This is a genomic window from Streptomyces sp. NPDC002958, from assembly GCF_055563255.1.
The window spans coordinates 56,307-78,815 of the sequence record NZ_JBVHDS010000026.1 but is presented as its reverse complement, the minus strand read 5'-3'; the positions used below and the strand labels follow the sequence as shown (position 1 = coordinate 78,815).

Sequence of the window (22,509 nt, the reverse complement as noted above, 5' to 3'; positions counted from 1 at the left end):
GACTTTCTTCGCCGATCGTTGATCTATCAGGTGGTCCCGTTGCGCTGTTCAGCAGGGCTTGACGTACAGCTCAGGGGCCAAACGCAACGGTGTTGCACATAAGGTGTGCCAGTGATCTTCAAGAGGAAGCAGAAGGCCTCGGACCTCGGCGCCGTCATATCCGAGCTGGAGCAGGCTGCTGACGCTCGCGACGGTGCCCGCACCGAACATGCCTTCACCGCCGCGCTGAAGGCTCTGCAGCAGGCGACAAACACCGAACGCGTCCTGGCGGGGCCCCGGCTGGCCGCGCTGCTCCCCCGCCTTCCCACCCACCGGCCCGCGCCCGCTCCTGGCATCGGCGGCCGGCTTTTGCGTCGAGAGCGGCGCAGACCCGGCGGCCTGCGCGGAGCCGATCCTCGGCGGCGTCCACCGAGACCTGCTCGACGCCCTGGAGTTCGCCCGCCGCTGGACCGCCGCCGGCGGAGCCGCCGACGAACTACCGGAGCCCGACGAGAAGATCATCGATAATGCGCTGCTGGCCCGCCTGGGCGGCGACGCGTACGAGACCACGCGGTTGGCGCTGGCCTGGTGCTCGGTCGAGGAATGGCAGCCGCCCGCGCTGGCCGTACTGTGCCGCAGCACAGAGGTGCGCCGTCGGCACGCATCCACGCTCCTCCCCGCCTGCCGCGACCTGGCAGCCCTGGAGCGGCATGACCTCAAGTGCCTGGCCTACGCGCTGGCGGTCCTGGACGACGAGCCCCTGGTCGTGCTGCACCGGCCCACCGGGAGCGGGTTCGAGGTACGCATCGGCGGCATCGGGGACAACTTCCAGTTGCACACGCTGCTCGCCCACGTACTCGTCGGCGGCGGCCACGTGCCCGGTACCGCCCCTTCGGCTGAGAGCGTCCGCCTGGCCACGGACCCCGAGCCCGCCCGAGAACGCGCCGAGGCCGTCGCGACCGGGGCCTTCGAACTCCTCGCCCCGGACGGCGAACGGATCTGGAACGAGGGGCTGCCCGACGACATCCCCGTGGTGGAGGGATACCGTCTGCTCGTGCTGGACGAACCGCTGTACCAACGCAGCTGGAACGCCGACCGGTTCTTCCCCTATCTCCCGGGTACGGCCGAGCTGACCCGCGTCCTGTCCGACGACGAGGCGCGAACCTGGTTCGCCCGCACCTCGTCCGGCAACGGGACCTCTCAGGCTTCCTGACTCAATGAACCGGCCGCCACCGCGAGGTGGCCAGAAGTCGGAGCTCGGACCCGGTACCCCTGTCGAACACGGAGTGCGCCGGCGTGCTGTCGAAACTGCTGAACATCTGCTGTCGGTTCTCGGGTTCTGGCACAACTTCCGTGATGCCAGGCCTTACCCGCCCATCTCCGCGCCGGACCATTTCTCTGACCTGCGGGTTTCCCGACTGCGCCGACCGGACCCACTGACCGCCGGCCCATCACCACAGAAGTTGAGCCAGAACCGGTTCTCGGGTTCTGGCTCAGAGTCCGGGCCATTCGCCACGGGGGAGGGGCATTCATGCTGGTGAAGCGTGCGATTCAGGCAATGGCGATCGCCACCGTGCTGGGACTGTCCCTTGCGGCCTGCGGGACGCGTACCGGCTATGCCACTGATGCCGACATACCGGAGTCGCTGGGCGCGGACGGGACGAGCATCGTGGTCGGCGATGAGGGCGCGGGTACCACCGTCCGGCTCTTGAAGAGCTCCCCGATGGCACATCGGTACGGCTGGGCGTATTTCTGAGCAACCAGAAGACGCGCCGAGACCGGCTCACCGAGGACCAGCTCAGCACGCTCTCCAACCTCGGGCTGGAGTGGGCTGCCTGACGGAACAATGGCGATGCCCGCACGGAACATGTCCAGCGCAGGCATCGCCATACCCGTCTCGGACCATCCGGCGCAGCTCGGCTGGGCGCCTACCGGTCAACGACGCGGGCGCGGAGCCGGGCAAGGATGCCGTTACGGCCCGCCGGGGTGGGGGCGGGCCGCAGTGGTCAAGGGTGGTGCGGGTCAGGCGGCGATGCTGAACGCGTGGCCGGCGGCGATCAGCGAGATGCTGCTCAAACCGCTGACCGGGGTGGTGACGTTGCTGCGGTTGGTGGTGGTGGCGTCGCCGAGTTGGCCGGAGTTGTTCGCGCCGACGCTCTTGACCGTCCTTCGCGGGTGAGGGCGAGGCTGTGGTGGGAGCCGGCGGAGATGGAGCGCACGTGGGCCACGTTGTCCATGGTGACGGGGGTGGGGCGGTCGGTGGTGGTGCCGTCGCCGAGCTGGCCGGAGCCGTTGCCGCCCCAGCCCTTGTGTGGGCGCGTCACCACACCACCACCAGGTGCACCCAGCGGGGCGCACCCCTTCGACTGCAGCCGCGGTGAGGACGTAGCGATGCGGGGGTCATGGAGCGCGAAGAGTCATCGCGAAGAGCCGGGCTAGAACGTGCACTTGATAGTGGCCTGGCCCGACGGGCATGAGCAAGCCGGCATCAATCAGCCCTTCTAGCAGAACCTCTGCTTGGACAAGGCTTCGATCGAGCAGACCTACCGATTCGGGCAGCGATATGAACACGTTGGTTGATGAACTCAACAGCTGGAAGGCACGCGCTCGCTCAGCGTCCAGGCAGGCGTAGCTCCGCTCGATGACAGGTTGCACTGCCAGATTGCCGGCCTGCAGCTCAGCCAGGCGGCTGGTCTCATCCGCAAGCCGTGCTGCCAGCGTCGCGATTGACCAGGTGCGGCGGGCCGCCAGGCGGGAAGCGGCAATGCGGATCGCCAGCGGCAGGAAGCCGCAAGCGGCAATCACATATCTGGCGTCATTGCGCTCAGCGTTGATGCGCTCCTCGCCCACGATCCTGGTGAAGAGCTGGAGCGCCTCCTCGGGCGACATCACGTCCAGGTCGACCAGGTGGGCACCGGCCAGGTCGACCATGCGGACGCGGCTGGTGACTAGGGCCGCGCAGCCCGCGGTGCCGGGGAGGAGGGGGCGGATCTGGGCCGCGTCATGCGCGTTGTCGAGGAGGACCAGGATGCGGCGGCCGTCGAGTGTGGAGCGGTAGAGCGCGGCGCGTTCGTCCAGCGAGTCGGGGATCGCCGAGTCCGCCGTGCCCAGGGCGCGCAGGAACGCGCCAAGGACCGTCTCCGGCTCAGCGGCGCGGGCGCCCGCGCCCTGGAGGTCGACGTACAGCTGGCCGTCCGGGAAGTGCCGGCGGGCCTGGTGGGCAACGTGCACGGCGAGCGTCGTCTTGCCGACACCGCCGATGCCGGCCAGCGCCGAAACGGCCATGACCGAGCCCTCCGCTGTGGCGAGGTGCTCGCCCAGTTCGCGGATGAAGAAGGCGCGGCCCGTGAAGTCCGGCACCGTGGCGGGGAGTTGCGCCGGGCGGACCGGCGCGGCCGCCGGGGCGGGTTCGTCGGCCGGGCGGGCCAGTTCCTCGTCGGCCTGCAGGATGCGCTGCTGGAGCTGGGAGAGTTCGGGGCGCGGGTCGACGCCCAGTTCGTCGGCGAGCAGCCGACGGGTGTCGGCGTACACCGCGAGCGCCTCGGCCTGGCGGCCGCTGCGGTACAGGGCGACCATGAGGAGTTCGCGCAGCCGTTCGCGCAGCGGGTGCGCGGCGGTGAGCGCGGTCAGCTCGGAGACCGCCTCCGCGTGGCAGCCGACCTCCAGGTCCAGGTCCAGGCGGGTTTCGGTGAGCTGGAGCCGCCATTCCTCCAGACGGGTGCGCTGATTCTCGGCGTACGGGCCGGGCACGGAGGCCAGGGCCTCGCCGTCCCACAGGCCGAGCGCCTTGTTGAACAGGGAGCGGGCCTGGGTGCGGTCGCCGCCGGCCCGGGCCTTCTCCGCCTCGGCCGCCAGCTCCTGGGCCACGGTGAGATCGAGGGCGTCGCGCCTGGTCCGGATCGCGTACCCGCCGGCGTCGCTGACCAGCGTCTGCGGGTCGAGGACCTTCCGGAGCCGGGAGGCGTACGTGCGTACCGCAGCCAGCGCCTGCGAGGGCGGTTCCTCACCCCAGATGGCATCAATGAGTTCGGAGGCCGTGGCCGTGCGGCCGCCACGCAGGAGCAGCGCGGTCAGCAGGGCGCGCTGCTGGGGTGAACCGGACGGCAGCGCCTCGCCGCCCCGCCATGCCCGTACCGGACCGAGCACGGAGAATTGGAGCCCTGGCGCTCGCATTGCACACTTTGGTGCCACCTCGACAGGTTCGTCACTCCTGCGCCCCTCAGGTCTCGCCGTCACCGCCACCAGTTCCACACCTGCCGGTCTTGTTGGCGGTGGGGGTAGCGAGGGGGGTGTTTCTTGCCCGAGCACGCGCCGCCAGGCCTCGATCCACAACGGATGCTCGGCTGGTCCAACCGAGCATGCTCTCAGAAACCCCGTCAGCTGATGAACATCGCGTGGCACGGTCCGGCTCCGCACGATGCGGTGTGCTGTGCTGTGCGGAAGACAGCCCGTACCAGCTTGCCTCTCCATCTCACGCATCGACGGACAGCCGGCCAACTCATACAAAGTGCGCAGCCCGGCTTGAAACGTGCCGATGCCATCGATGGTCAGCGGGTTGGGCGAACTTCGCGCGGTGCTGCGGAAGCTGCGGATGCGGGCCTGCTGCCACAGTTCCATCGCCTTGTTCTCCGACGCACCACAAGCCCGCGCATACATGCGTACGCTCTGCGCGCTGGGGATCGACCGACCTGATGCCGCCCGTTGAAGGGTCGTGGCATGGCATGCGGCACGGGTAGCCAGATCTGCATACGAAAATCCGCGGGCCGATCTTTGGTCGCGCAGCCATTGTGCCAACGCGACCAGTGCCTTGTTCGACGAGGCAATCGGCCTCTCCTTGCGCCCCACCAACGATTCTCAGGCCGTGGCGACTGCGTGCACGGCTCGGGCCAACCTGTGACCCAGCCTCCCACTTCCTCCTTGCACGGCCATCAGTGTGCCTGCTGCCACCGCTCCAGCGCCGCTCAGCACTGCCAGGACCGACGACAGGTCCAGACCCTTCATAGATAGCCCACACGCCAGCACGGCGATCACCACGATGACCACGGCGTCGGTTGTGGAGGGCCGGTTACGGCAGGGCTCGCCGTGCACCACGCAGCGGGCCGGAACAGGCAGATGTGACATGGTCATGCCTCCTGAGATCAAGAGGCCCTCACGCGTCGCAGCGCGCGAGAGCGATTTGCGGGCTCCAAGTCCTTGCATCCAATCGGCGTTTGCCGACACCGATCGGATCTGCATCGTGTCACCAGGCTCGCTATCTCGGGGATACCCTCCAACTCGATTGATGCGCGCGTGTCCACGCTCCTGCTCGCCGGTTCCGCACCAACGCTGACAGCTATCCCAGCCTTGAGCAGCAGGTTCGCACCCAGGTGCAGACTTATCGCCCGTTAGAAAGTTTTTAGATGCAGGGATTATCCCAATCGCCCGCAAGGGAGTTCATCAATCATTCAAGGCCAAGCGGCACTCTTTCCAGCGTAGATGCACCCCTCCTGAGAGTTGCGGGCTCCACCGAGGCAATCAGGAACCCCAGGCGCGATCACGTTGCCGCGTGAGACCCGTCTCCGGTCGGTGCCCTCCCGAGGGCGCCGACCGGAATAGCCATGGCCCCGGGTGCGCATCGTCACCACAGCCAGGCGGATGCCGCACCCGGGGCAGAACGCGGGCATCGCCGCGTGCGGCCGCGTTACCGATCCGGTTCTGCCGGGAGTGTGGCCAGTGCGACTGCCCGGCGAAAAAGGCGAAGAAGCGGCGCCGCCCGGCGCCTTGGAGCTGGCGCCGTTGCTTGCGCAGCTCCTCCTTCTTCTCACGGTCGTTCTTCGGCTTCCGTGGCCGCTTCCAGAGCGGGGGCTCATCGAGCACTGCGGTCAGCTCTTTGAAGAGCCTTGTCCCGCCGGTTCTGGAGAAGGATGTCGAGCACGTCGCCGTCGGCGTCGACGGCCCGCCACAGGTACTTCAGCTCGCCGTTGATCTCGATGAAGACCTCGTCCAGGTGCCATTTATCCCCGTTCTGGGGCAGCTTCCGGCGCAAGCCGTTGGCGCAGGCCTGCCCGAACTTCGCGCACCAGCGCCGGACGGTCTCGCGGGAGACGATCACGCCGCGCTCGAGCATCAGCTCCTCGACCTCGCGGAAGCTGAGCGGGAAGCGGAAGTACAGCCACACGCAATGGGAGATGACCCCCACCCGGTACCGGTGCCCCTTGTACGACGGCGACGCGGACGACACGAGCGGACTCCTCCCCGGCACGATCAACTCCAAGATCATCCCAGACCGGTCAGCCAACGTAACAACGCCCGCGGGGCGCGTTGTTCGCCACCGCCACATCTCATTGCTCTACGCCCGCTTCGGACCGAGCATCTACTGTGGTCTGAATCCAGGTTTCGAGGGGGGCGCATGCAAGGCGAAGACAGGGCCGGAGCCGGTAGTGGCTCCGGCGGACCGTGGGCGGGCAGCACGCCTCAGCCGGCGGGCTCCGGGGCGGCTCAGCAATGGCCCACGGCACCGTTTCACGGAGCCTCGTCCACGCCTGACCACCCGCATGCGGTGATCGAGGGCCGCTACGAGCTGGTGGAACCGATCGGCAGCGGCGGCATGGGCGAGGTGTGGAAGGCCCACGACCGGCGGCTGCGCCGGTTCGTCGCCATAAAGGGTCTGCTCGACCGGAACGCCGTGGCCGCTGGTTCCCAAGCCGCGGCGATGCAGCGGGCACGCCGGGAGGCGGAGGCCATAGCCAAGATCGAGCACCCGAACGTGGTGACGGTCCACGACCAGGTCGAGACCGACAACCAGGTCTGGATCGTGATGAAGCTGCTCGACGCCGGGTCGTTGGCGGATCTGCTGCACGAGCAGAGGGTGCTCGCCGTGCCAAGGGCGGCGGACATCGGCCACCAGGTCCTCCAGGGTTTACGGGCGGTGCACGCGGCGTCAGTCCTCCACCGCGACGTGAAGCCGGGCAATGTGCTGGTCCGGGACGACGGGCACGTGGTCCTGGTGGACTTTGGGATCGCGACGTTCGAGGGAGCCACCCCGCTGACCCGGTCCGGCAACGTCATCGGCACGCCCCCGTACCAGGCGCCCGAACTCTTCTTCAGCGGCCCCACCCCCGCCTCGGACCTGTGGGCACTGGGGGTCACGCTGTACGAGATGGTCGAGGGCAGCCTTCCCTTCGGCGGCAGGGAGTCCTGGGAGGTCCAGGCGAACATCGAGCAGTCGCCGCACCCGGTCCTGCGGTACGCGGGTCCCCTCGCCCCGGTGATCCAGGGGCTGCTGCGCACGAATCCCGACGAGCGCCTGGACACGTCCACGGCGGACAGCATGCTGCGCGAGGTGCTGGGCGCTCCGTCGAACGCCGCCCCCGCCGGGGCCGCGATGCAGCCGCCGGAGCACGAATCGGAGCCCGTGCCCGCACCCGAGCCCACACCGGAGCCCGCGTTCGCCCCGGCTCCCCCGAGTGCCTCCGCTCTCCCGGCCGCCCCAAAGAAGGACCCGCGGTCAGGCTCCCGGAAGGGCGCGAAGAGGGCGGTGGCGGTGACTCTCGCCGTGGCGTTGCTGACCACCGCCGGCTGGCTCGTGGCGAACGGAGCCGGCTCGGGCGGGAAGGACAAGGACAAGGACAAGGCCAGCGGTGCCGCCAGCCCGGACGGCCGGGGTGGCGACGCCGAGACACAGGCATGGAAGGAGTGGAAGAAGGCCCATCCCCAGTTGAAGATCGGCGTCAAGGCCGATCAGCGAGGGCTGAGCCTGAGGAAGGGAAAGGTCAGCGAAGGGAAGTACGCGGGCTTCGACATCGACATGGCCTACAAGGTCGCCCGGGACCTGAGATACGAGGACAAGGACGTCAAGTTCGTCGAGGTCACGTCCGGGAACCGGGACAGTCACCTGAAGAGGAAGGCGGTGGATCTCGTCATCGCCTCGTACACCATGAGGGAAAGCGCCGAGATCGAGTTCGTCGGCCCGTACTACGAGGCGGGCCGGGGGTTCCTGGTGCGCAAGAACTCGGTGAAGCACGGGGAGATCAAGGACTCCAGCTATCTGATGACCAAGAAGGTGGAGGTGTGCACCGCCGACGGCTCGACCTACGAGACGGACCTTCCCCTGCTCGGCTTCACCCTAATGAAGCCGCTGCCGGCCACCTACCAGTACTGCCTGAAGCAGCTGCTGAGCGATAAGACGAACGTCTACGCAGTGGCCTCGGACGACGCCGTTCTCGCGGGCTACGCCCAGTCGGACACGGTCGAGATGCTGGACCCCATCGACGGCACGGAGAAATACGGTGTGGCCATGCGTTCCGGGACGCCGGCCCTGAAAAAGAAGGTGTGCTCGGCGGTGACGGCGATCCTTGAGGACACGCCGGGGTGGAATTCCATGTACCAGAAGAATCTGGCCTCCCTGCTCAAGAAGCCCACGCCGGGCGTCCCCGATCTGGACCCGAAGGTGTGCCCGGAGAGCTGAGCAGACCCGGCGGGGCCGCGGCCGGTCTGATGGTCGTCGGCATCGGCCTGATGCTGCACTTCCAGATCACACCCTCAACTGCTCCCGCAGCCGAGCGGGGTACGGACCGCACTCGCCGATCGGCAGGTACGGCTCGACGTATTTCCATTACTTCCACGGCTGCTACTCGGTCGGCGACGACACCCTCTGGGGTCAACCGGCGCCGCAAGGGCATCGGTCCCTCGTGGGCGGCACTCAAGAGCATCCGGGCGGCCCGTCCGGACGGCGCCCCGATCTACGTGATCCTGGACAACCTGTCCGCCCACAAGAACTGGCGCATCCTGCGCTGGGCGGCCCGGAACAAGGTCGAGCTGTGCTTCACCCCGACGAACGCGTCCTGGGCGAACCCGATCGAGGCGCACTTCGGGCCGCTGCGGCAGTTCACCCTGGCCAACTCAAACCACCCCAACCACACCGTGCAAACACGGGAGTTGCACCGCTGCCTGTGCTGGCGCAGCCAGAACGCACGCCACCCCGAGGTCCTGGCCGCCCAACGACGCGAACGCGCCCGCGTCCGCAGCGAGAGGGGCATCCGGTGGGTTGGCCGACCACTGGCAGCAGCGGACTGAGGATCCCCACCACGGCGGTCTACTCGGCCATCTCCTCGGGAGAACGACGGGTGATCTTCTTACCCGCTTCCGTCTCCACCAAGGTCACTGCACCGATCCAGCTGCCATCCGGGTACTCCCAGTTGGACGCGTCCTCCAGGACCGCCGGAAGCTGATCACGAGGCACCAGCTCCCCGGGCTGGAAGCCCTCCTCGCCTGACGGGGACGTCCACGGCGCGACTCGACGAACCTCGATCCATCCACGATCGATGAGGGTGAGCAAGATCCCTGCCAGCTCCTTCACGGGCCGGGACTGATCGGCATCGTCGAGATCTCCCCAGACACCGGCCAGGATGTCGATCTCATACGAATTGACCATGAACGCTTCCTCGGACTTGGTCAACGCCTGCCACTCATGCTCGCTCATTCACCGATCATCGCAGGCCAACCCGGTGATCGTTTCCGGTCACAGCACTAGTAGGGCTTTGTTAGGTGCCCCAAGTGATCCTTATCGGATAGGTTGTGATCTTCTTTCAGGTGTGACACCTGAGGAGATGGAAGAGGTCCGGCCGCGTCTGGAGGCCTTCGCCGCCGAGATGCTTGGCCCGCTGGCCCGCTGGCCCGGCGGGATCAGCGGGCGAAGGGCGAGCTGTACCTGCGCGGGCTGATGTTGGACGGCAAGCGCAAGTCGATGCAGCCGATGGCCGAGCGTCTGGGCGTGGACCACCAGCAGCTGCAGCAGTTCGTCTCCTCCTCGACCTGGGATTATTCCAAGGTCCGGGAACGGCTGGCCCGTTGGGCTGCGGCGCATATCTCTCCCGAGGCGTATGCCATCGATGACGTGGGCTTTCCCAAGGACGGCTACAACTCGCCGGGGGTGGCGCGGATGTACTGCGGCGCGCTGGGCAAACGCGGCCACGCTCTGCCCGTCTATCCCCATACGGGCTCAACCCCTGATGTGGCATCATTTCCTGGCCGGTCACGAGCAAATGACAGGCAACGCGTGCCAGAATGACCAGGCCGTAGAGCCCGCGCGAGCGGGAGTGACCCGCTGGCGGAGGCGACCATGTCCGTCGGGTCCTCGTAGCACCCGCGCGAGCGGGAGTGACTCGCTGTTCATGTCTGCCTGCTGACGGTTGTGGCGGTAAAGCTCGCGGGAGCGGGAGTGACCCGGTCCGCTCGACGGCACCCTTGGCGGTGGGTGAGTAGAGTCCGCGAGCGACCCGTCCCACGCTGCCTACGCCGCCTTGGGCCGGCTGCAGAGCCCGCGCGAGCGGGAGTGACCCGCCTTCGACACCGGCGCGCCGAGTTCTGGGCAACCGTAGAGCCCACGCGAGCGGGAGCAACTCGCGGACGAGCGGCACCTGCTGGACCGCGCCTGGAGAAAGCCTGCGAGAGGAGTGAACCAACCGCCCTGACCAAACGGCCCCGCATCTTCCTGCAGAGCCCGCGCGAGCGGGAGTGACTCGTCGGTGGGGGCACACCCGCCCAGGAGGAGCAGGTAAAGCCCGCGCGAGCGGGAATGACTCTCGGCCGACAACATGGCGCAGCAGGCCCGCCGAGTAGGGAGTGACTCAGCGGGCGACGCTGAATTCCCTCTCCCGAAACCGTAGAGCCCGCGCGAGCGGGAGTGATCCGTATCTGCGCTGGATCTGCGAGCGAGGCAGTGTATAGAGCCCGCGCGGGCGGGAGTGACCCAACCGTCCTGGCCGAACGGCCCCGCACTTTCTTGAAGAGCCCGTGCGAGCGGGAGTGACTCGCCACCCCGAGCAGATGGAGGGTGTCGACCACGGTAGGGCCCGCGCAAGCGGGAGTGACTCGCACTCCAGCGCGCACGCGGCGGCCGTGATCGTGTAGCGCCCGCGCGAGTGGGAGTGACCCGCCCATCACCAAGCAGCTCGGCCAGGGCAAGATGTAGAGCCCGCGCGAGCGGGAGTGACCCGTAGCCGAAGCCGTCACGCCGGGCGAACTCGGGGTAGAGCCCGCTAGGTGTTCTGTCCACGGAGGTTGGTGACAGGGTTCACGGCTGATTGATCTTGAAATGGGTGAGGGCCTTCTGGCCTGGTGTGGATTGCGACATCTGCACCGGCGACCAGAAAGGCCCTCGTGCCTCACCGTAATGCACCCCTGACCGAGACCGGGCGCCTGCGCCTGGCCCGCTGCGTCGTCGAGGACGGCTGGACCCTGCGCCGGGCCGCCGAACGCTTCCAGGTCTCACCCACAACGGCTCAGCGATGGGCCGGCCGCTACCGCGAGCTGGGCGAGGCAGGCATGAGTGACCGCTCCAGCCGCCCGCACCGCAGCCCGCGCCGGACCCCGACCCGCACCGAACGCAGGATCATCAAGGTCCGCACCACCAGGGCGCGTACATCGTTCCCCTGGAGGGGAAACGGGCAAGTGAGCAGCGTGGGCGTAGTCGCTCCATGCAGCAGCCGTGCATAGATCTCGTGCGGAACATGGCAGACGCCACGTCGGGCGGGACAGCGCCCACCACGGCTCGCCGGGCCGCCACCCCTCGCCCCGCGGGTGCTCGCGCAGCTTCCCCAGGCCGCCCTTCACCGTCGCCTTGATCGCGGACACCACGATCGCCAGCTCCGGGTCTCGCTGCCGGTAGCTGTCCATTGCCGCCAGGAAGTCGGCCGGTGACAGGTCCGCGTCGACGCCGAGGTCGGCCATCGTGGCGAGGTAGGCGTCGCGCAGCCGTCCAGGTAGCGGCCGTTGTCGTACCGGCGCCGCGGGACGTACGCCTCGATCGGCGCGACGTCGTAGCCGAGCTCCAGCGCGTAGGCGACGGTGGGCGTCGCGTACCAGGCCGGCCCCTCCGGGCGCTCGCCCTTCGGCGTGAACGGGCTCGGCAGCAGGCTGGCGTCCAGCTCCGCCCACCTCTCCTTGCCAACCTTCACCCGGGACAGGTCGACGTGCGACAGGTCCATCAGCCAGCTTCCCGGGAGCTTCGGGTCGAACACCGGCTGCTTGACGTGCGTCGGCGCGCCGAGGCCGACGATCAGCCCGTTCGCCCCGGCGGCGAACGCCATGTTCACGTCCAGGCCCACCAGGTTGCGGCGCAGGCATTCGGCGTCGGTGAGCGGGCGTGCCCAGTCGTACGCCTCCTCGAACAGCTTCTCCCCGAGGCTGCGGAGGTCAGTCCGCGGCCGTTCACTTATCCGGCGAGGTTGAGGTTGTGGAGGTGGGCGATGCCGAGCATGGCGTGGTGGACGCCGTCGCCCTTGAGACGGCAGTCGCGGAGGATCTTCCAGGTCTTCACGCGGGCGAAGACGTGCTCGACGCGGGCGCGGGACGAGCCAGCGCCAGCAAAGTCACCGGTATTGCTACTAGGGCCTGTCCGCCCCTGATCCGCCGGACAGGCCCTGGCCCGCACCGCCCGGGGCGGCTTCAGGAATGGGGGATCGGGAAGGTGTTCAACCGGTCCTCGGGCAGGGCTGTTGCGCGCCATCCCAGGTCCACCGCGACATCCTGCACGCGTCGTCCGCCGAGCGCGGGGTACGCGGCCGGTGCCGTGCCGACCGTGCCCGGGACGATGACCCGTACGACCTTCATCCCCGCCGCCTCGGCCTCGAGGGTCGTCAGGTCCACGTACAGCACCTCGTGTCCGGCCGCCTCGATGCTCGCCCGCAAGGTACTGGGCGAGGGCGGGGCGTACAGCAGTGCGGGGATGTCGTCCCAGTTGCCGTCCGGCCCGGTGGCGGCCCAGGCGAGGGAGCGCTGTGCAGCGCGTTGGTCGAGATAGAGCTGCTGGTGGCACAGGAGTTCCACGGCGTCCCGGCCGTCCGCGCGGTAGGCGTCCAGGTAGGAGGAGTCGGGACGCCACGGCTTCAGCGGGCTGTCCCTGTCGCGGTAGCCGTCGGAGAGGCGTGCCAGGGCTTCGGGGGAGTTCAGGGTCCGGCAGGTGAGCTGGAGGGAGAACGCCTCCGCCAGGGCCTTGGACGCCGCGTCCTGCGCGCTTCCCGCCCGTGTGGCGAAGCCCATCGTGAGCCAGCCTTCGGTCTTGCCGCGGACGTGCGCGCCGATCGTGGGCAGGCCGAAGCGGTTCTCCAGGTACGTCAGCTCGACCTCGAAGTCGTCCAGTGCCGGACCGATGAGCCGGCGGAGGGACTCGGTGACGGGGAGGCGGGGCGGCGGTACGGCATTCGCCCACCAAATGGCCACCGTGTCGCGCTCGACCACTTCTTCGAGTCCGGAGCGGATGGCGTGTTCGAGGTCGGTGCCGGCGGCTATGCCGCCGATCACGGGGAAGGCGTGCCGGGCCTCCTCGTGCCGGTGGGGTATGCGGCGCCAGAGCGTGTACGCGGCGAAGGCGGGGACGTACACGTCCGCGTCGCGTGTCAGGGACCTGCCGCGGACCCAGTGGACCGGGGTGTCGGGCAGGAACGGGACGAAGGGGAAGTCCGGGCGGCGGTACTGGGCCGGCGAGTAGAGCGTGAGCCGGGCGGGGTCCAGGGCGTCGAGGCCGCGGCGGAGAAGGTCCCGGTGGCTGCCGTGGACCAGCGCCACGGGGTCCGGCGGGCAGGTGCCGCAGTAGCGCTCGACGGCTTCGCCCAGGGCCGCGCGGCTCGCCTGCTCGGCGCTGGTCCACGACATGCCGAAGGCCTGCCGGTCCGCCTGCCAGGGCGTGGTCCGCGTACGGTCCGCGATGTCCGCGACGGCCAGCCGGAGGGTGGAGGGAGTCGACCCCGGCCCGCGGAAGACGCGCAGGCGCGTGACGACATCGGCGGGCAATTCGAGTGCGGGCAGTACGGGTGCGGACGGTACGGGTGCGGGGGCCGGGCCCGACCGGGGCACCACGAGGGTGCCCCGGTCGGTCGCCCGAAGGTTTCCCTCGGCCATCAGGACATGTACGCCGCAACACAGTTGTCGACGACGAACTCCTCGTTCTCGTCGGCGAAGTACGCGGCGACGCAGTTGTTCAGAACGAACTGCTCGTCCTGCTCTTCCATCTCGAAAGAGTTCATGATGGCTGTCCTCTCAACTCGATATCCGAATGACTCTCCCGGGCGGGAGAGCCGGCCGGGGACGGGGAGCCGTCCCCGGTATGCACGCCCGAGCGGAACTCGTGGCGTGCGAGTTTGTGGTCCGGGACCGTGATCCAGGCCCAGATGAGACCGGCGAGGAGGGCCAGGGCGGCACACACGCCCCACAAGGCCCCGGGACCGCCGGAGTCGAGCAGCAGCCCGCCTCCTGCCGGTGCGAGGAAGGCGGCGGCGGTCCAGGCGGTGCCGTACAGGCCCTGGTACCGGCCGCGCAGGTGCTCCGGCGCACGGTCGGCGGCCTCCGAGCTGCCCGCCGGTGCCTGCAGCATCTCGCCGAACGTCCAGATGACTACGCAGAGGGCGTACGCGATCACGCTGTCCGCGAAGGCCATCAGGCCGAACCCCACGGCCAGCAGGAGCGCGGCGGCGAGCAGTGTCGCGGCCCTGGAGCGCTCACGGACCAGCCGCGTCAGGGCCACCTGCAGGGTGACGATGAGTACGCCGTTGAGGGCGTGCAGCCAGGTGAAGACCGTCGGGTCGTGGCCGTCGCGTGCCACCACGATCGGCAGCATCGTGCTCCCCTGCTGGAACACGGAGGCGAAGAGCAGGGCGGCGAGACAGAACGCCAGGAACGGGCGGTCCTTCCATACCGAGCCGCCGTGCGCGCCCTTCCGTCGTGGCGTCGCCTCCGCACTCCTGCCACCGGTCCGGGTCCTTGTGCGCGGCCGGGTCTCCGGGACCTTCGCCAAGACCAGGACCGCGCACAACGCCGTGGCCGCCGCGTCCGCGACGAAGATCAGCACGTATCCGTGGGTGACCATGACTCCGGCCAGTACGGAGGAGACCGCCACACCGAGATTCAGCGCCCAGTAGTTGAGGGCGAACGCGCGCTGCCTGTCCTCGGGAGGTACGACGTCGGCCAGCGCCGCCTGCATGGCGGGTCGGGCGGCGGCCGAGCCGGCTCCCATCGCGAAGGCGGCGACCGCTATCGCCCAGCCCTCCTGGACCAGACCGAGCGAGGTCATGCACACCGCGGTCCAGCAGTGCGCGGCGAACAGGGTGGTCCTGCGGCCGAAGCGGTCGGCAGCGCTGCCGCCGCCGATCGTGCCCAGCACGCCGCCGAGTCCGATGAGCGAGATGACGGCACCGGCGTGCGCTGCCGAGTAGCCCCGCTGCGAGGTCATGTAGAGGGTGAGCAGTGGGCCGACGAACCCGCCCGTCCAGTTGACCAGGATGCTGAGCCAGATCCACCAGAACGTGCCCGGCAGGCCTCTCGCCGACGTGGGCAGCAGCCGTCGGATCCCCGGCGACGCGGTCACTCGGGAGACTTCGGCAGGGTGAACACCGGGCGCCTCGGGGCCCTCTCCCCCGCCTCCTTGCCCAACCGTTCCAGCAGTCCCGGTTCCTGGATTTCCTCGACGAGCGCCGCCCGCAGGTCGGCGTACCACCGGTCCGCCGTCGCCGCGTCCGCGAACCGGGGCAGGTCCTGTCGGATCACCGGGCGCTCCGTGGCAAGCCGCCGGAGCAGAAGCCGCAGCAGGTCCGCGGCGGAGGGCAGTCGGCTGCTCAGGGTGAGGTGCAGGGACGGTCCGTCGGCCGCCCGGACCGTGTGCCACCAGCCGCGGGGCAGATAGAGGACGTCGCCCTCGCTCAGCGTCCCGGACCAACTGGTCTCCGAGGGCTGTGGCTTCGGCGGGCGGGTGAGTTCGCCGACGGGGTGGGGCAGCGTCGGCGGGTGCAGGTCCCAGTTCTTCTTCCCCGCGACCTGGAGGATGATCACGTCGTGGTCGTCCCAGTGGGTCTCGAAGCCCTGGGGAGCTCCGCCCAGGTTCGCGTACAGGTTGGCCTGGACGAGGTTGCGCAGGCTGTTCTCCACCCGGCGGACGAGCGCCCGCAGCGGAGGGTGCAACTCCTCGACCCCGTCCACTGCGAGCGTGGCGCCGTCGGCCAGGGTGCCGGCCAGCGCCTCGGGACGGATCCTCAACGGTCGCCCTCGGGGTGCCAGTTGGGGTACGAGCTCGGAGCACGAGGTGACGCTCATGCCGCGCGCCGCCCGGACGAGGTGCATCCGGGAGGCGTCGACCCGGGTGGATTCGAGAATCGCGTTCAGATCGTCCCAGCCGAAGACACCGTCGAACCGCCCCGGCTCGCCGCGGCAGAGCATCGGCCGCGCCCCGAGGTGTCCGGTGAGGAAGACTTCCTCACCGAGGGGCCTGATCAGCCCCTTGAGCCCGTCTTCCGGGACGCAGTCGGCGGAGCCGGCGTCGTGGATGTCGGGACCGGTGACACTTCCTGCGATCACGGTCGCCCCCCCGTGCAGCCTGTTGCCTTTGTAGCCTTTTCGCACTCAGGCAACATTAACGACACAGTCTACGAATGGCAACCCTGCGGCGGGGGTTCACCTTGCCCCCGATGGCTACCGCGTGTCGCCATTTGGGCACCGAGCGTGCCGAATCAACTATCGTCGAGCGCAGCAACGACCGCTCGACAGGAGTACCGGATGATCTGGCGTACCGAAGTACTCGACCAGCTCGATCTCTACTGGGACTACCACCTGACGCCCCGGCTGGCCGGTCTCACCGACGACGAATACCAGTGGGAGCCCGTGCCGGACTGCTGGACGATCCGGACCGGCGAGGACGGCAGGGCGAGGTTCGACTGGCAGGAGCCGGTCCCAGAGCCTCCGCCGGTGACGACGATCGCCTGGCGTCTGTGCCACATCGCCTTTCACGTACTCGGCTTCCGGGCCAGCACGCATTTCGGCGACGGGTCCTTGACCATCGGCACCGCGACGTTGCCGGTCACCGCCGAGGGCGGTCTCGAGGCACTGAACAAGTACTACCGCACCTGGCGGAAAGGGGTGCTCTCACTCGACGACGAGGGGCTGCAGCGGCCCATAGGAGACGCCGAGGGCCAGTGGGGAGAGCGCCCCATGGCGACCCTACTCCTGCACGTCAATCGTGAAGTCATGCACCACGGAGGGGAGATCGCACTCCTGCGCGATCTCTACCGCGCCCATTTCAAGTGATGCGCATGCTCTACCGCGCCCACTTCGTGCGAGCGCGGCAGAGCATGCGACATCAGGCGATGCGAACCGACAGTCTGCTCGCCCCGCTGGCGCGCGCGACGTGCGACGCCTCCTTCTCGACCGCCTTCAGCGGGAGACGGTCGGAATCCGGGAACGGCGTCACCACCAGCTCCTGATCGGCGATCTCCCACACCCCGACGACGCGGCCCTCCCGCACGACGACCGGGGAGATCCATCCGGCGGCGCGGCTCACCGCGGAACGGTGCTCCGTCGCGAGCATCACCTCGTCCTTGGTTCCGGGGCCGAGAAGATGCTGGTCGAAGCCGCCGAGCAGCCTGATTCCCTCGCACGGAGCGATGGCGGCGAGTTCGTCCGCGTGCTCCGTCAGGATCAGGGTCTTGCGTCCCTCGACATCGACCTCGGTCAGCCTGTCGCCCATGTCCCCGAACCACCTGCGCAGCTGCGGCTTGCTCGTGCTGTTGAGCGACAGCCAGCGGTCGAAGGTCTCGATCGTGGCGGGACCGTACGCGCCGAGGTACGCCTCGATCACCGTGGGGGCGGCCTCGTCGGGCTCGGGCATCTTGCCCCAGTCCGCGCCAAACTGGCCGGCCGGCCGGGTAAAGGTGATCTTGTTGCCCTGGTTCGGGCCGTGGCACAGGACACCTCGCCAGGCCAGCGGCTTGAGCACGGAGCCCCACCCCGACCGCAGCCGCTCCTCCATGCTCGCGAACCGCTTGTCGGCCACGAGCCGGGTGACCAGCTCGTCCCGGGTGAGCACCGCCCCGTCGAGGATGCCCGCCACCTCGTCGGTCAACTCGTCGATCTGCTGCGGGGTGACGCCTGAGGCCCGCGTCCAGGAAGGCTTGAGCCAGCTTCCCGTGTTCGCCATGAGCGACAGGTAGGCGCTCGCTTCACTCGGGCGCAGCAGATGGAGGGTTCCGCGCATCGCCCAGGTCTTCATCAACGAGAGATCGGCGACGTCTCGGTTGACACTGTCCCGGTCAGGCTTCGCCTGTCGGAGTGCGACGTTCAGCTCGGCGACGCTCCAGACCTGCGCCTGTACGCCGCAGAGTCTGCCGACGACTTCGCTCGCACTGGGCTGGGTGCGCGGCTCCAGGAACTGCCGCCGCATCCGCCACGCAAAAACCTGCCTCCAGCTGACCTTCACGCCGTTCCTTTCAGCCAACAATCCACACACTGCACCAGACTCTGTATTTCAACCTACACCGGGAGAGGTGAGTTGTCGGCGCAAGTCCCGGATGCCGGGTGTCAGGTGTCGGACGCGGTCTCCAGCCACAGGTCGGTCGGGGTACCCAGGCGTACGGACTCCACTGCCACCATCCGGTACACGTTCGCCGCCGTCGAGTGCGCCAGCATTCCCCGTACACCGTGGAGTTGGAGTGCGGTGCGGCTGGCGAGCTGCGCGTGTTCGCCCGCGACCGCCAGGGCGGCTGCCGCGTCGGGGTGCCCGCCGCGGTCGAATTCCCAGGCGGCCTTTTTCAGTACCAGTCGCCAGCCGTCCGCTTCACCGACCAGTACGGCCAGCCGGTGCGCGACCGTCTGCCGTTCCACGAGCGGTTTCCCCGACTGCGTACGGGTGTTGACGTGGGCGCGTGCCACATCGACGATCCGCTCCGCGATGCCCAGCAGCAGGGCCGCCTGGCGGATCCTCGCCGCCGCGAGCGCGCGCTCCCAGTGAGCCGCGCTCACCGCAAGCGGCTGCGAGGCGGCTCCGTCAAACCTCAACCGCACGGCGGGCATGCCGAAATGGTCGACGGTCTCGGTGACGCAGGTGTCGGGTTCCGGGACCACGAGGCGCCACTCGCTCCCGGCGCCGTCGGCCGTCCGTATCACGCACAGTCCGATGTCGCCTCGGGGCAGCGACACCGACTCACCCCACAGCCTCCCTCCCGACTTCACCTGTACGCCGGCGGGGCCGCGCGCGCCCACCACGACCGCGTGCCGGGTGCCCTTGTACAGCTCGGCGAGGATCTCCGCGAGGTCCTCCGTCCGCGTGTCGTCGCTGTCGAGCAGGTCGAGTGCGAACGCGGTCTGCCGGTAGCTACCGAGCGGCTCCAGCGCGTACCCCAGGCGTTCGTTCACGACGATGTCGGCGGTGAGCCCCAGCGCGAGCCCACCGAGGCGTTCCGGTGCGTTGAGGGAGGGCACGCCGATGGACGCCAGATGGACGGACGGTTCGCCGGTGCACGTGAGCACCGTGTCCACCGCGTCCCGCAGACGCTGCTCGAGCGGATCAGGTCGCAGGTCCATCGCAGTCAGTCCCCCCTCGGGGCGTGGTCGAATACCCGGGCACTGCTCAGAATGTCCAGCATGACCTCCGACGCGCCGCCGGAGATGGTCATTCCGGGAGCCTCCCGGAATGCTGCTTCAAGGGTGCGCTCCCCGGCGTCGGGTCCGGGTTCCAGCAGGTCCGGCCCCAGGGTGTCCAGGGCCCACCACGCGATGCGCTGGGCCGATTCGCTGCAGTGCCATTTGGCGAACGAGGACTCGGCGATGTCGGGATTGCCGTCCTGGAGGTTCTGCATGACCTGGCAGCTCAGCAGCTTGCTGGCGGTGATCCTCGTCTCGTGGCGCGCCCGTTCGGCGCGTACGACGTCGGAGGGCTGCCGGCCGTCCTCGTCGAGGCGTTCCCCGACCAGGTTCAGCCAGTGGCGTCCGCGCGCGTAGTAGTCCAGCCCCGTGCGTTCGGCGGCGAACATCTGCGTGATCAGGGACCACCCCTCGCCGACCCGGCCGAACAGCGCGTCCTCGGACACGTGCACATCGGTGAACCAGATGTCGTGGAACTGCTCGTTGGCCAGGCTGGGGATGGGCCTGATGACGACGCCGGGTGCGTCCAGCGGGACGAGGAACAGGGTGAGGCCTTCGTACTGGCTGCCCTGCGGGTCCGTGCGCACCGCGATGAGCGCGATGTCGGCGTAGATGCTCTTGAGGTTGTAGGTCTTGCGTCCGTTGAGGACCCATCCGGTGCCGTCCCGCACGGCGCTCGTGGTGATGCCCGCCAGGTCGGATCCGTTGCCGGGTTCCGTGAAGAGGATGCACGACGTGATCTCGGTGCTCGCCAGGGCCGGCAGCAGCATCTTGCGCTGGTGCTCCGAGCCGGCCGCCAGGATCAGTGAACCGACGTTCTGTACGGAGATGCAGTAGAGGTTCTGCGGTATCCGGTGGGCGACGAGCTGTTCCAGCAGCGCCACCGTGGCGGTGAAGTCGAGCCCCCTGCCACCGTATTCCACCGGCCAGGAGGGCGCGAGAATGCCTGCGTCGCCCATGTGCCGGTACAGCTCGCGGGGGTTGCCGTCCATGCCGTCCTGTCGGGCGAAGACGCCCTGCAGCAGCCGCTCCGTCTCCGGCGCCGTCAGAATCTCCTCGACTTCTTTCTCGAAGTCAACGCTCTCCTGTGGCACATCGAAGTCCACGCTCTCACTCCTTGTCGGTAGTTATCGAACTCGACGGATCGCGGCGTGCACTGTCCGCATGATGTCGGCCTGGTGCTCGGTGAGGAAGAAGTGCCCGCCCTCAAGCACGGAGAGGGTGAACTCCCCCGACGTCTGGTCCCCCCAGCCGCGCATCGCCGCCGGCGGTACCTCGGGGTCGGCGTCTCCGCACCACGCGGAGACCGGGCACGAGAGGAGCGTGTCCTGCCGGTACCGGTAGTTCTCGATCATCGCGAAGTCCGCTCTGATCATGGGCATGAGCAGGTCCAGCAGTTCGTCGTGTTCGAAGACCGTCTGGTCCGCGGCGCCGTAGTCGCGCAGCATCTGGATGAACTCGGCCCTGGGAAGGTCGCTGACGGGGGTCGGCGGCCGGACGATCGTCGGTGTGGGGCGGCCGCTCACGAACAGGTGCTCGACCTGCCGGTCCAGGGTCCGCAGCCGCCTGGCGACCTCGAATGCGAGGATCGCGCCCATGCTGTGGCCGTACAGGAGCACCCGGGTGGGTTCGGCGGCGATCGTCTCCGCGATCTCCTCGGCGAGTTGGACCATGTCCTTCGCCGACGGCTCGGCCATCCTGCCGCCACGGCCGGGCAGCTGCACCGGCACCAGTTCGATGGGGCCGGTGCAGTGTCTCACCCAGTCGGCATAGTAGGTCGCGGCGCCGCCCGCGAAGGGGAAGCAGTACAGACTGTGCGTCGCTGCGGCGGAACGGAAGCGGCGGTCGAACCACAGCCGTGCGTCGGGCCGGTGTACGGGGTGACGGCTCACCGCGCTTGCGTTTTCCGGGGAGTGAAGCGCACGGGCATGCTCTTGTAGCCGGGTACGAAGTGGGAGGCGACGTGCTGTACCTCGCCGGCGATCTCGACGGTCTCCACCAGGTCCAGGAGCTCGTCGAGGAAGATCTCAAGACCGACCTTGGCCAGGCCCGCGCCGATGCAGTAGTGCGGCCCCAGGCCGAACGCGAGGTGCTTGTTCGGCCGGCGCGTGACGTCGAAGGTGTACGGGTCGGGGAAGACGCGCTCGTCGCGGTTGGCGGCGCCGATCCAGGCGCTGACCGGCTCGCCCGCCCGGATGGTCCGGCCGTGCATCTCCACGTCCTTGACGGCGTACCGCATAAGTGCGGTGACCGGGGACGACCAGCGCAGGAGCTCCTGGAGGCAGGTCGCGCGGAGTTCGGGGTTCTCCCGTACGGCCTGGAACTGCTCGGGGTGCTCGGCCATGAGCGTCATCAGGGTGCAGAGCGCGTGCGGCGTGGTGACGTTGGCGCCGATGAGCAGCACGAAGGCGTTCAGGAGGACCTGTTCCTGCGACATCGGCCCTTCCGACAGGTCCATCTGGACCATCGCGCCGATCACATCGGGGTCGACGTCCTCGCGGGTTCGCTGCGCGTACTCCTTCTGGAAGTACTCGAAGAGCTCGTGCCGGGCCTGGCGCACGGTGGCCTGCGCGTTGCCGGTGGAGTAGTCCGGGTCGTCGTAGGCGATCGTCATCATGACCAGCTCGGCGAGCCTTTCCCAGGACTCGGGGGGAAGGCCCATGAGCGTGCCGGTGACGGCCATCGGGAACATCATCGTCTTGTGCGCGATGTCGTACACATCGGCGTCGAGCGTCGTCTGGATCAGATCGCGGGACAGGTCCCTGAGCAGCTTCTCCTGGGTGGCGACCACGGTCGGGGAGAACGCCTTGTTCAGCGGCTCCCTGAACTCCCTGTGCCGCGGCGGGTCGGTGTCGGCCATCATGTTGTCGGATGCGATGTCCGCTGTCTTGAGGTCGAGCACGCACAGGATCGTGCCGCGTCGTGAGGAGAACTCGCCGTGGCTGCGCAGGACCCGGCTGACGTCCTCGTGGCGGGTCACGACCCAGAACGGCTCACGGCCACCGCCGGGTTCCGCCCGGTAGAGCGGCTGGTGCTCCCGCATGTCGGCCCAGAGCGCGTGCATGTCCGTCGAGGCGTGGAAACCTGAGTCGAGCAGGTCAGAATCCTGGAACTGCACGGGGCAGAACGGCGGCTTCGAAATGATCATCT

General features: G+C 68.6%; 16 protein-coding genes and 8 pseudogenes. 7 read left to right on the top strand and 17 right to left on the bottom strand.

What is annotated here, in order from left to right; all coding sequences use genetic code 11:
- The first annotated feature begins 553 nt into the window (after positions 1-553).
- Positions 554-1,192: a hypothetical protein gene (locus ACZ3IC_RS29175; RefSeq protein WP_467420938.1), complete on the top strand. Its 639-nt coding sequence runs from the start codon at positions 554-556 to the stop codon at positions 1,190-1,192.
- Between the two features lie 318 nt (positions 1,193-1,510).
- A complete protein-coding gene (locus tag ACZ3IC_RS29170; RefSeq protein ID WP_467420935.1) occupies positions 1,511-1,735 on the top strand; it encodes a hypothetical protein in 225 nt (74 codons plus the stop codon).
- Between the two features lie 266 nt (positions 1,736-2,001).
- Here ACZ3IC_RS29170 and ACZ3IC_RS29165 read toward each other — a convergent pair.
- The 5 genes and pseudogenes from ACZ3IC_RS29165 to ACZ3IC_RS29145 all read right to left on the bottom strand — a co-directional run.
- Positions 2,002-2,073: pseudogene (locus ACZ3IC_RS29165) on the bottom strand (hypothetical protein); the annotation flags it as partial.
- Positions 2,052-2,303, bottom strand: a complete 252-nt coding sequence (locus ACZ3IC_RS29160) for a hypothetical protein (protein ID WP_467420933.1) — start codon at positions 2,301-2,303, stop codon at positions 2,052-2,054. The pseudogene ACZ3IC_RS29165 and the gene ACZ3IC_RS29160, both read right to left, overlap by 22 nt.
- A gap of 261 nt (positions 2,304-2,564) precedes the next feature.
- A pseudogene (locus ACZ3IC_RS29155) lies at positions 2,565-4,152 on the bottom strand (AfsR/SARP family transcriptional regulator); the annotation flags it as partial.
- A gap of 510 nt (positions 4,153-4,662) precedes the next feature.
- Positions 4,663-4,824 (bottom strand): annotated as a pseudogene (locus ACZ3IC_RS29150) (helix-turn-helix domain-containing protein); the annotation flags it as partial.
- Between the two features lie 1,021 nt (positions 4,825-5,845).
- A pseudogene (locus ACZ3IC_RS29145) lies at positions 5,846-6,199 on the bottom strand (IS6 family transposase); the annotation flags it as partial.
- A 168-nt stretch (positions 6,200-6,367) separates the two neighbouring features.
- Between ACZ3IC_RS29145 and ACZ3IC_RS29140 the strand changes: the two are divergent.
- Positions 6,368-8,425 carry a serine/threonine-protein kinase gene (locus ACZ3IC_RS29140; protein WP_467420932.1) on the top strand — a complete coding sequence of 686 codons (2,058 nt, stop codon included), beginning with the start codon at positions 6,368-6,370 and terminating at the stop codon, positions 8,423-8,425.
- Between the two features lie 148 nt (positions 8,426-8,573).
- Positions 8,574-9,033: pseudogene (locus ACZ3IC_RS29135) on the top strand (transposase); the annotation flags it as partial.
- A gap of 19 nt (positions 9,034-9,052) precedes the next feature.
- Here the strand turns inward: ACZ3IC_RS29135 and ACZ3IC_RS29130 are convergent.
- Positions 9,053-9,439 (bottom strand): hypothetical protein, encoded by a 387-nt coding sequence (locus tag ACZ3IC_RS29130; protein WP_467420929.1) that lies wholly within the window; start codon positions 9,437-9,439, stop codon positions 9,053-9,055.
- Positions 9,440-9,566: 127 nt separating this feature from the next.
- On the opposite strand from ACZ3IC_RS29130, the pseudogene ACZ3IC_RS29125 reads away from it, so the two are divergent.
- Both ACZ3IC_RS29125 and ACZ3IC_RS29120 read left to right on the top strand, forming a co-directional pair.
- Positions 9,567-9,931: pseudogene (locus tag ACZ3IC_RS29125) on the top strand (transposase); the annotation flags it as partial.
- Between the two features lie 1,187 nt (positions 9,932-11,118).
- Positions 11,119-11,373, top strand: a pseudogene (locus ACZ3IC_RS29120) (leucine zipper domain-containing protein); the annotation flags it as partial.
- A 194-nt stretch (positions 11,374-11,567) separates the two neighbouring features.
- On the opposite strand, the gene ACZ3IC_RS29115 reads toward ACZ3IC_RS29120, so the two are convergent.
- The 6 genes and pseudogenes from ACZ3IC_RS29115 to ACZ3IC_RS29090 form a co-directional block, all read right to left on the bottom strand.
- Positions 11,568-12,047, bottom strand: coding sequence for a hypothetical protein (locus ACZ3IC_RS29115; RefSeq protein ID WP_467420927.1), 480 nt, complete (start codon positions 12,045-12,047; stop codon positions 11,568-11,570).
- Between the two features lie 125 nt (positions 12,048-12,172).
- Positions 12,173-12,307, bottom strand: a pseudogene (locus tag ACZ3IC_RS29110) (transposase); the annotation flags it as partial.
- Between the two features lie 98 nt (positions 12,308-12,405).
- Complete coding sequence (locus ACZ3IC_RS29105) at positions 12,406-13,857, bottom strand: YcaO-like family protein (RefSeq protein ID WP_467420925.1); 1,452 nt, start codon at positions 13,855-13,857, stop codon at positions 12,406-12,408.
- Positions 13,857-13,982 carry a hypothetical protein gene (locus ACZ3IC_RS29100; RefSeq protein WP_467420922.1) on the bottom strand — a complete coding sequence of 42 codons (126 nt, stop codon included), beginning with the start codon at positions 13,980-13,982 and terminating at the stop codon, positions 13,857-13,859. The genes ACZ3IC_RS29105 and ACZ3IC_RS29100 overlap by 1 nt, the downstream gene beginning before the upstream one ends.
- Positions 13,979-15,319: an MDR family MFS transporter gene (locus ACZ3IC_RS29095; RefSeq protein ID WP_467420921.1), complete on the bottom strand. Its 1,341-nt coding sequence runs from the start codon at positions 15,317-15,319 to the stop codon at positions 13,979-13,981. The genes ACZ3IC_RS29100 and ACZ3IC_RS29095 overlap by 4 nt, the downstream gene beginning before the upstream one ends.
- Positions 15,316-16,302: a JmjC domain-containing protein gene (locus ACZ3IC_RS29090; RefSeq protein WP_467420919.1), complete on the bottom strand. Its 987-nt coding sequence runs from the start codon at positions 16,300-16,302 to the stop codon at positions 15,316-15,318. The genes ACZ3IC_RS29095 and ACZ3IC_RS29090 overlap by 4 nt, the downstream gene beginning before the upstream one ends.
- 198 nt (positions 16,303-16,500) lie before the next feature.
- Between ACZ3IC_RS29090 and ACZ3IC_RS29085 the strand changes: the two genes are divergently transcribed.
- Positions 16,501-17,028, top strand: a complete 528-nt coding sequence (locus tag ACZ3IC_RS29085) for a DinB family protein (protein WP_467420918.1) — start codon at positions 16,501-16,503, stop codon at positions 17,026-17,028.
- Between the two features lie 52 nt (positions 17,029-17,080).
- Here the strand turns inward: ACZ3IC_RS29085 and ACZ3IC_RS29080 are convergent, their stop codons facing one another.
- The 5 genes from ACZ3IC_RS29080 to ACZ3IC_RS29060 all read right to left on the bottom strand — a co-directional run bounded on the left by ACZ3IC_RS29080 (position 17,081) and on the right by ACZ3IC_RS29060 (position 22,507).
- Positions 17,081-18,196, bottom strand: a complete 1,116-nt coding sequence (locus tag ACZ3IC_RS29080; protein ID WP_467420917.1) for a DNA glycosylase AlkZ-like family protein — start codon at positions 18,194-18,196, stop codon at positions 17,081-17,083.
- 101 nt (positions 18,197-18,297) lie between these two features.
- Positions 18,298-19,299, bottom strand: coding sequence for an acyl-CoA dehydrogenase family protein (locus ACZ3IC_RS29075; RefSeq protein ID WP_467420915.1), 1,002 nt, complete (start codon positions 19,297-19,299; stop codon positions 18,298-18,300).
- A gap of 5 nt (positions 19,300-19,304) precedes the next feature.
- Complete coding sequence (locus ACZ3IC_RS29070; RefSeq protein ID WP_467420913.1) at positions 19,305-20,465, bottom strand: acyl-CoA dehydrogenase family protein; 1,161 nt, start codon at positions 20,463-20,465, stop codon at positions 19,305-19,307.
- Positions 20,466-20,486: 21 nt separating this feature from the next.
- Complete coding sequence (locus ACZ3IC_RS29065; protein WP_467420911.1) at positions 20,487-21,251, bottom strand: thioesterase II family protein; 765 nt, start codon at positions 21,249-21,251, stop codon at positions 20,487-20,489.
- Entirely contained in the window at positions 21,248-22,507 is a 1,260-nt protein-coding gene (locus tag ACZ3IC_RS29060; protein ID WP_467420909.1) for a cytochrome P450, read from the bottom strand. Before ACZ3IC_RS29060 ends, ACZ3IC_RS29065 begins: the two co-directional genes overlap by 4 nt.
- Between the last annotated feature and the right edge of the window lie 2 nt (positions 22,508-22,509).

Bases quoted from the DNA above. Each gene is read 5' to 3' on its own strand.
- ACZ3IC_RS29170 (WP_467420935.1), top strand. From the start codon at position 1,511: ATGCTGGTGAAGCGTGCGATTCAGGCAATGGCGATCGCCACCGTGCTG.
- ACZ3IC_RS29140 (WP_467420932.1), top strand. From the start codon at position 6,368: ATGCAAGGCGAAGACAGGGCCGGAGCCGGTAGTGGCTCCGGCGGACCG.
- ACZ3IC_RS29130 (WP_467420929.1), bottom strand. From the start codon at position 9,439: ATGAGCGAGCATGAGTGGCAGGCGTTGACCAAGTCCGAGGAAGCGTTC.
- ACZ3IC_RS29115 (WP_467420927.1), bottom strand. From the start codon at position 12,047: ATGGCGTTCGCCGCCGGGGCGAACGGGCTGATCGTCGGCCTCGGCGCG.
- ACZ3IC_RS29105 (WP_467420925.1), bottom strand. From the start codon at position 13,857: ATGGCCGAGGGAAACCTTCGGGCGACCGACCGGGGCACCCTCGTGGTG.
- ACZ3IC_RS29100 (WP_467420922.1), bottom strand. From the start codon at position 13,982: ATGAACTCTTTCGAGATGGAAGAGCAGGACGAGCAGTTCGTTCTGAAC.
- ACZ3IC_RS29085 (WP_467420918.1), top strand. From the start codon at position 16,501: ATGATCTGGCGTACCGAAGTACTCGACCAGCTCGATCTCTACTGGGAC.
- ACZ3IC_RS29075 (WP_467420915.1), bottom strand. From the start codon at position 19,299: ATGGACCTGCGACCTGATCCGCTCGAGCAGCGTCTGCGGGACGCGGTG.
- ACZ3IC_RS29060 (WP_467420909.1), bottom strand. From the start codon at position 22,507: ATGATCATTTCGAAGCCGCCGTTCTGCCCCGTGCAGTTCCAGGATTCT.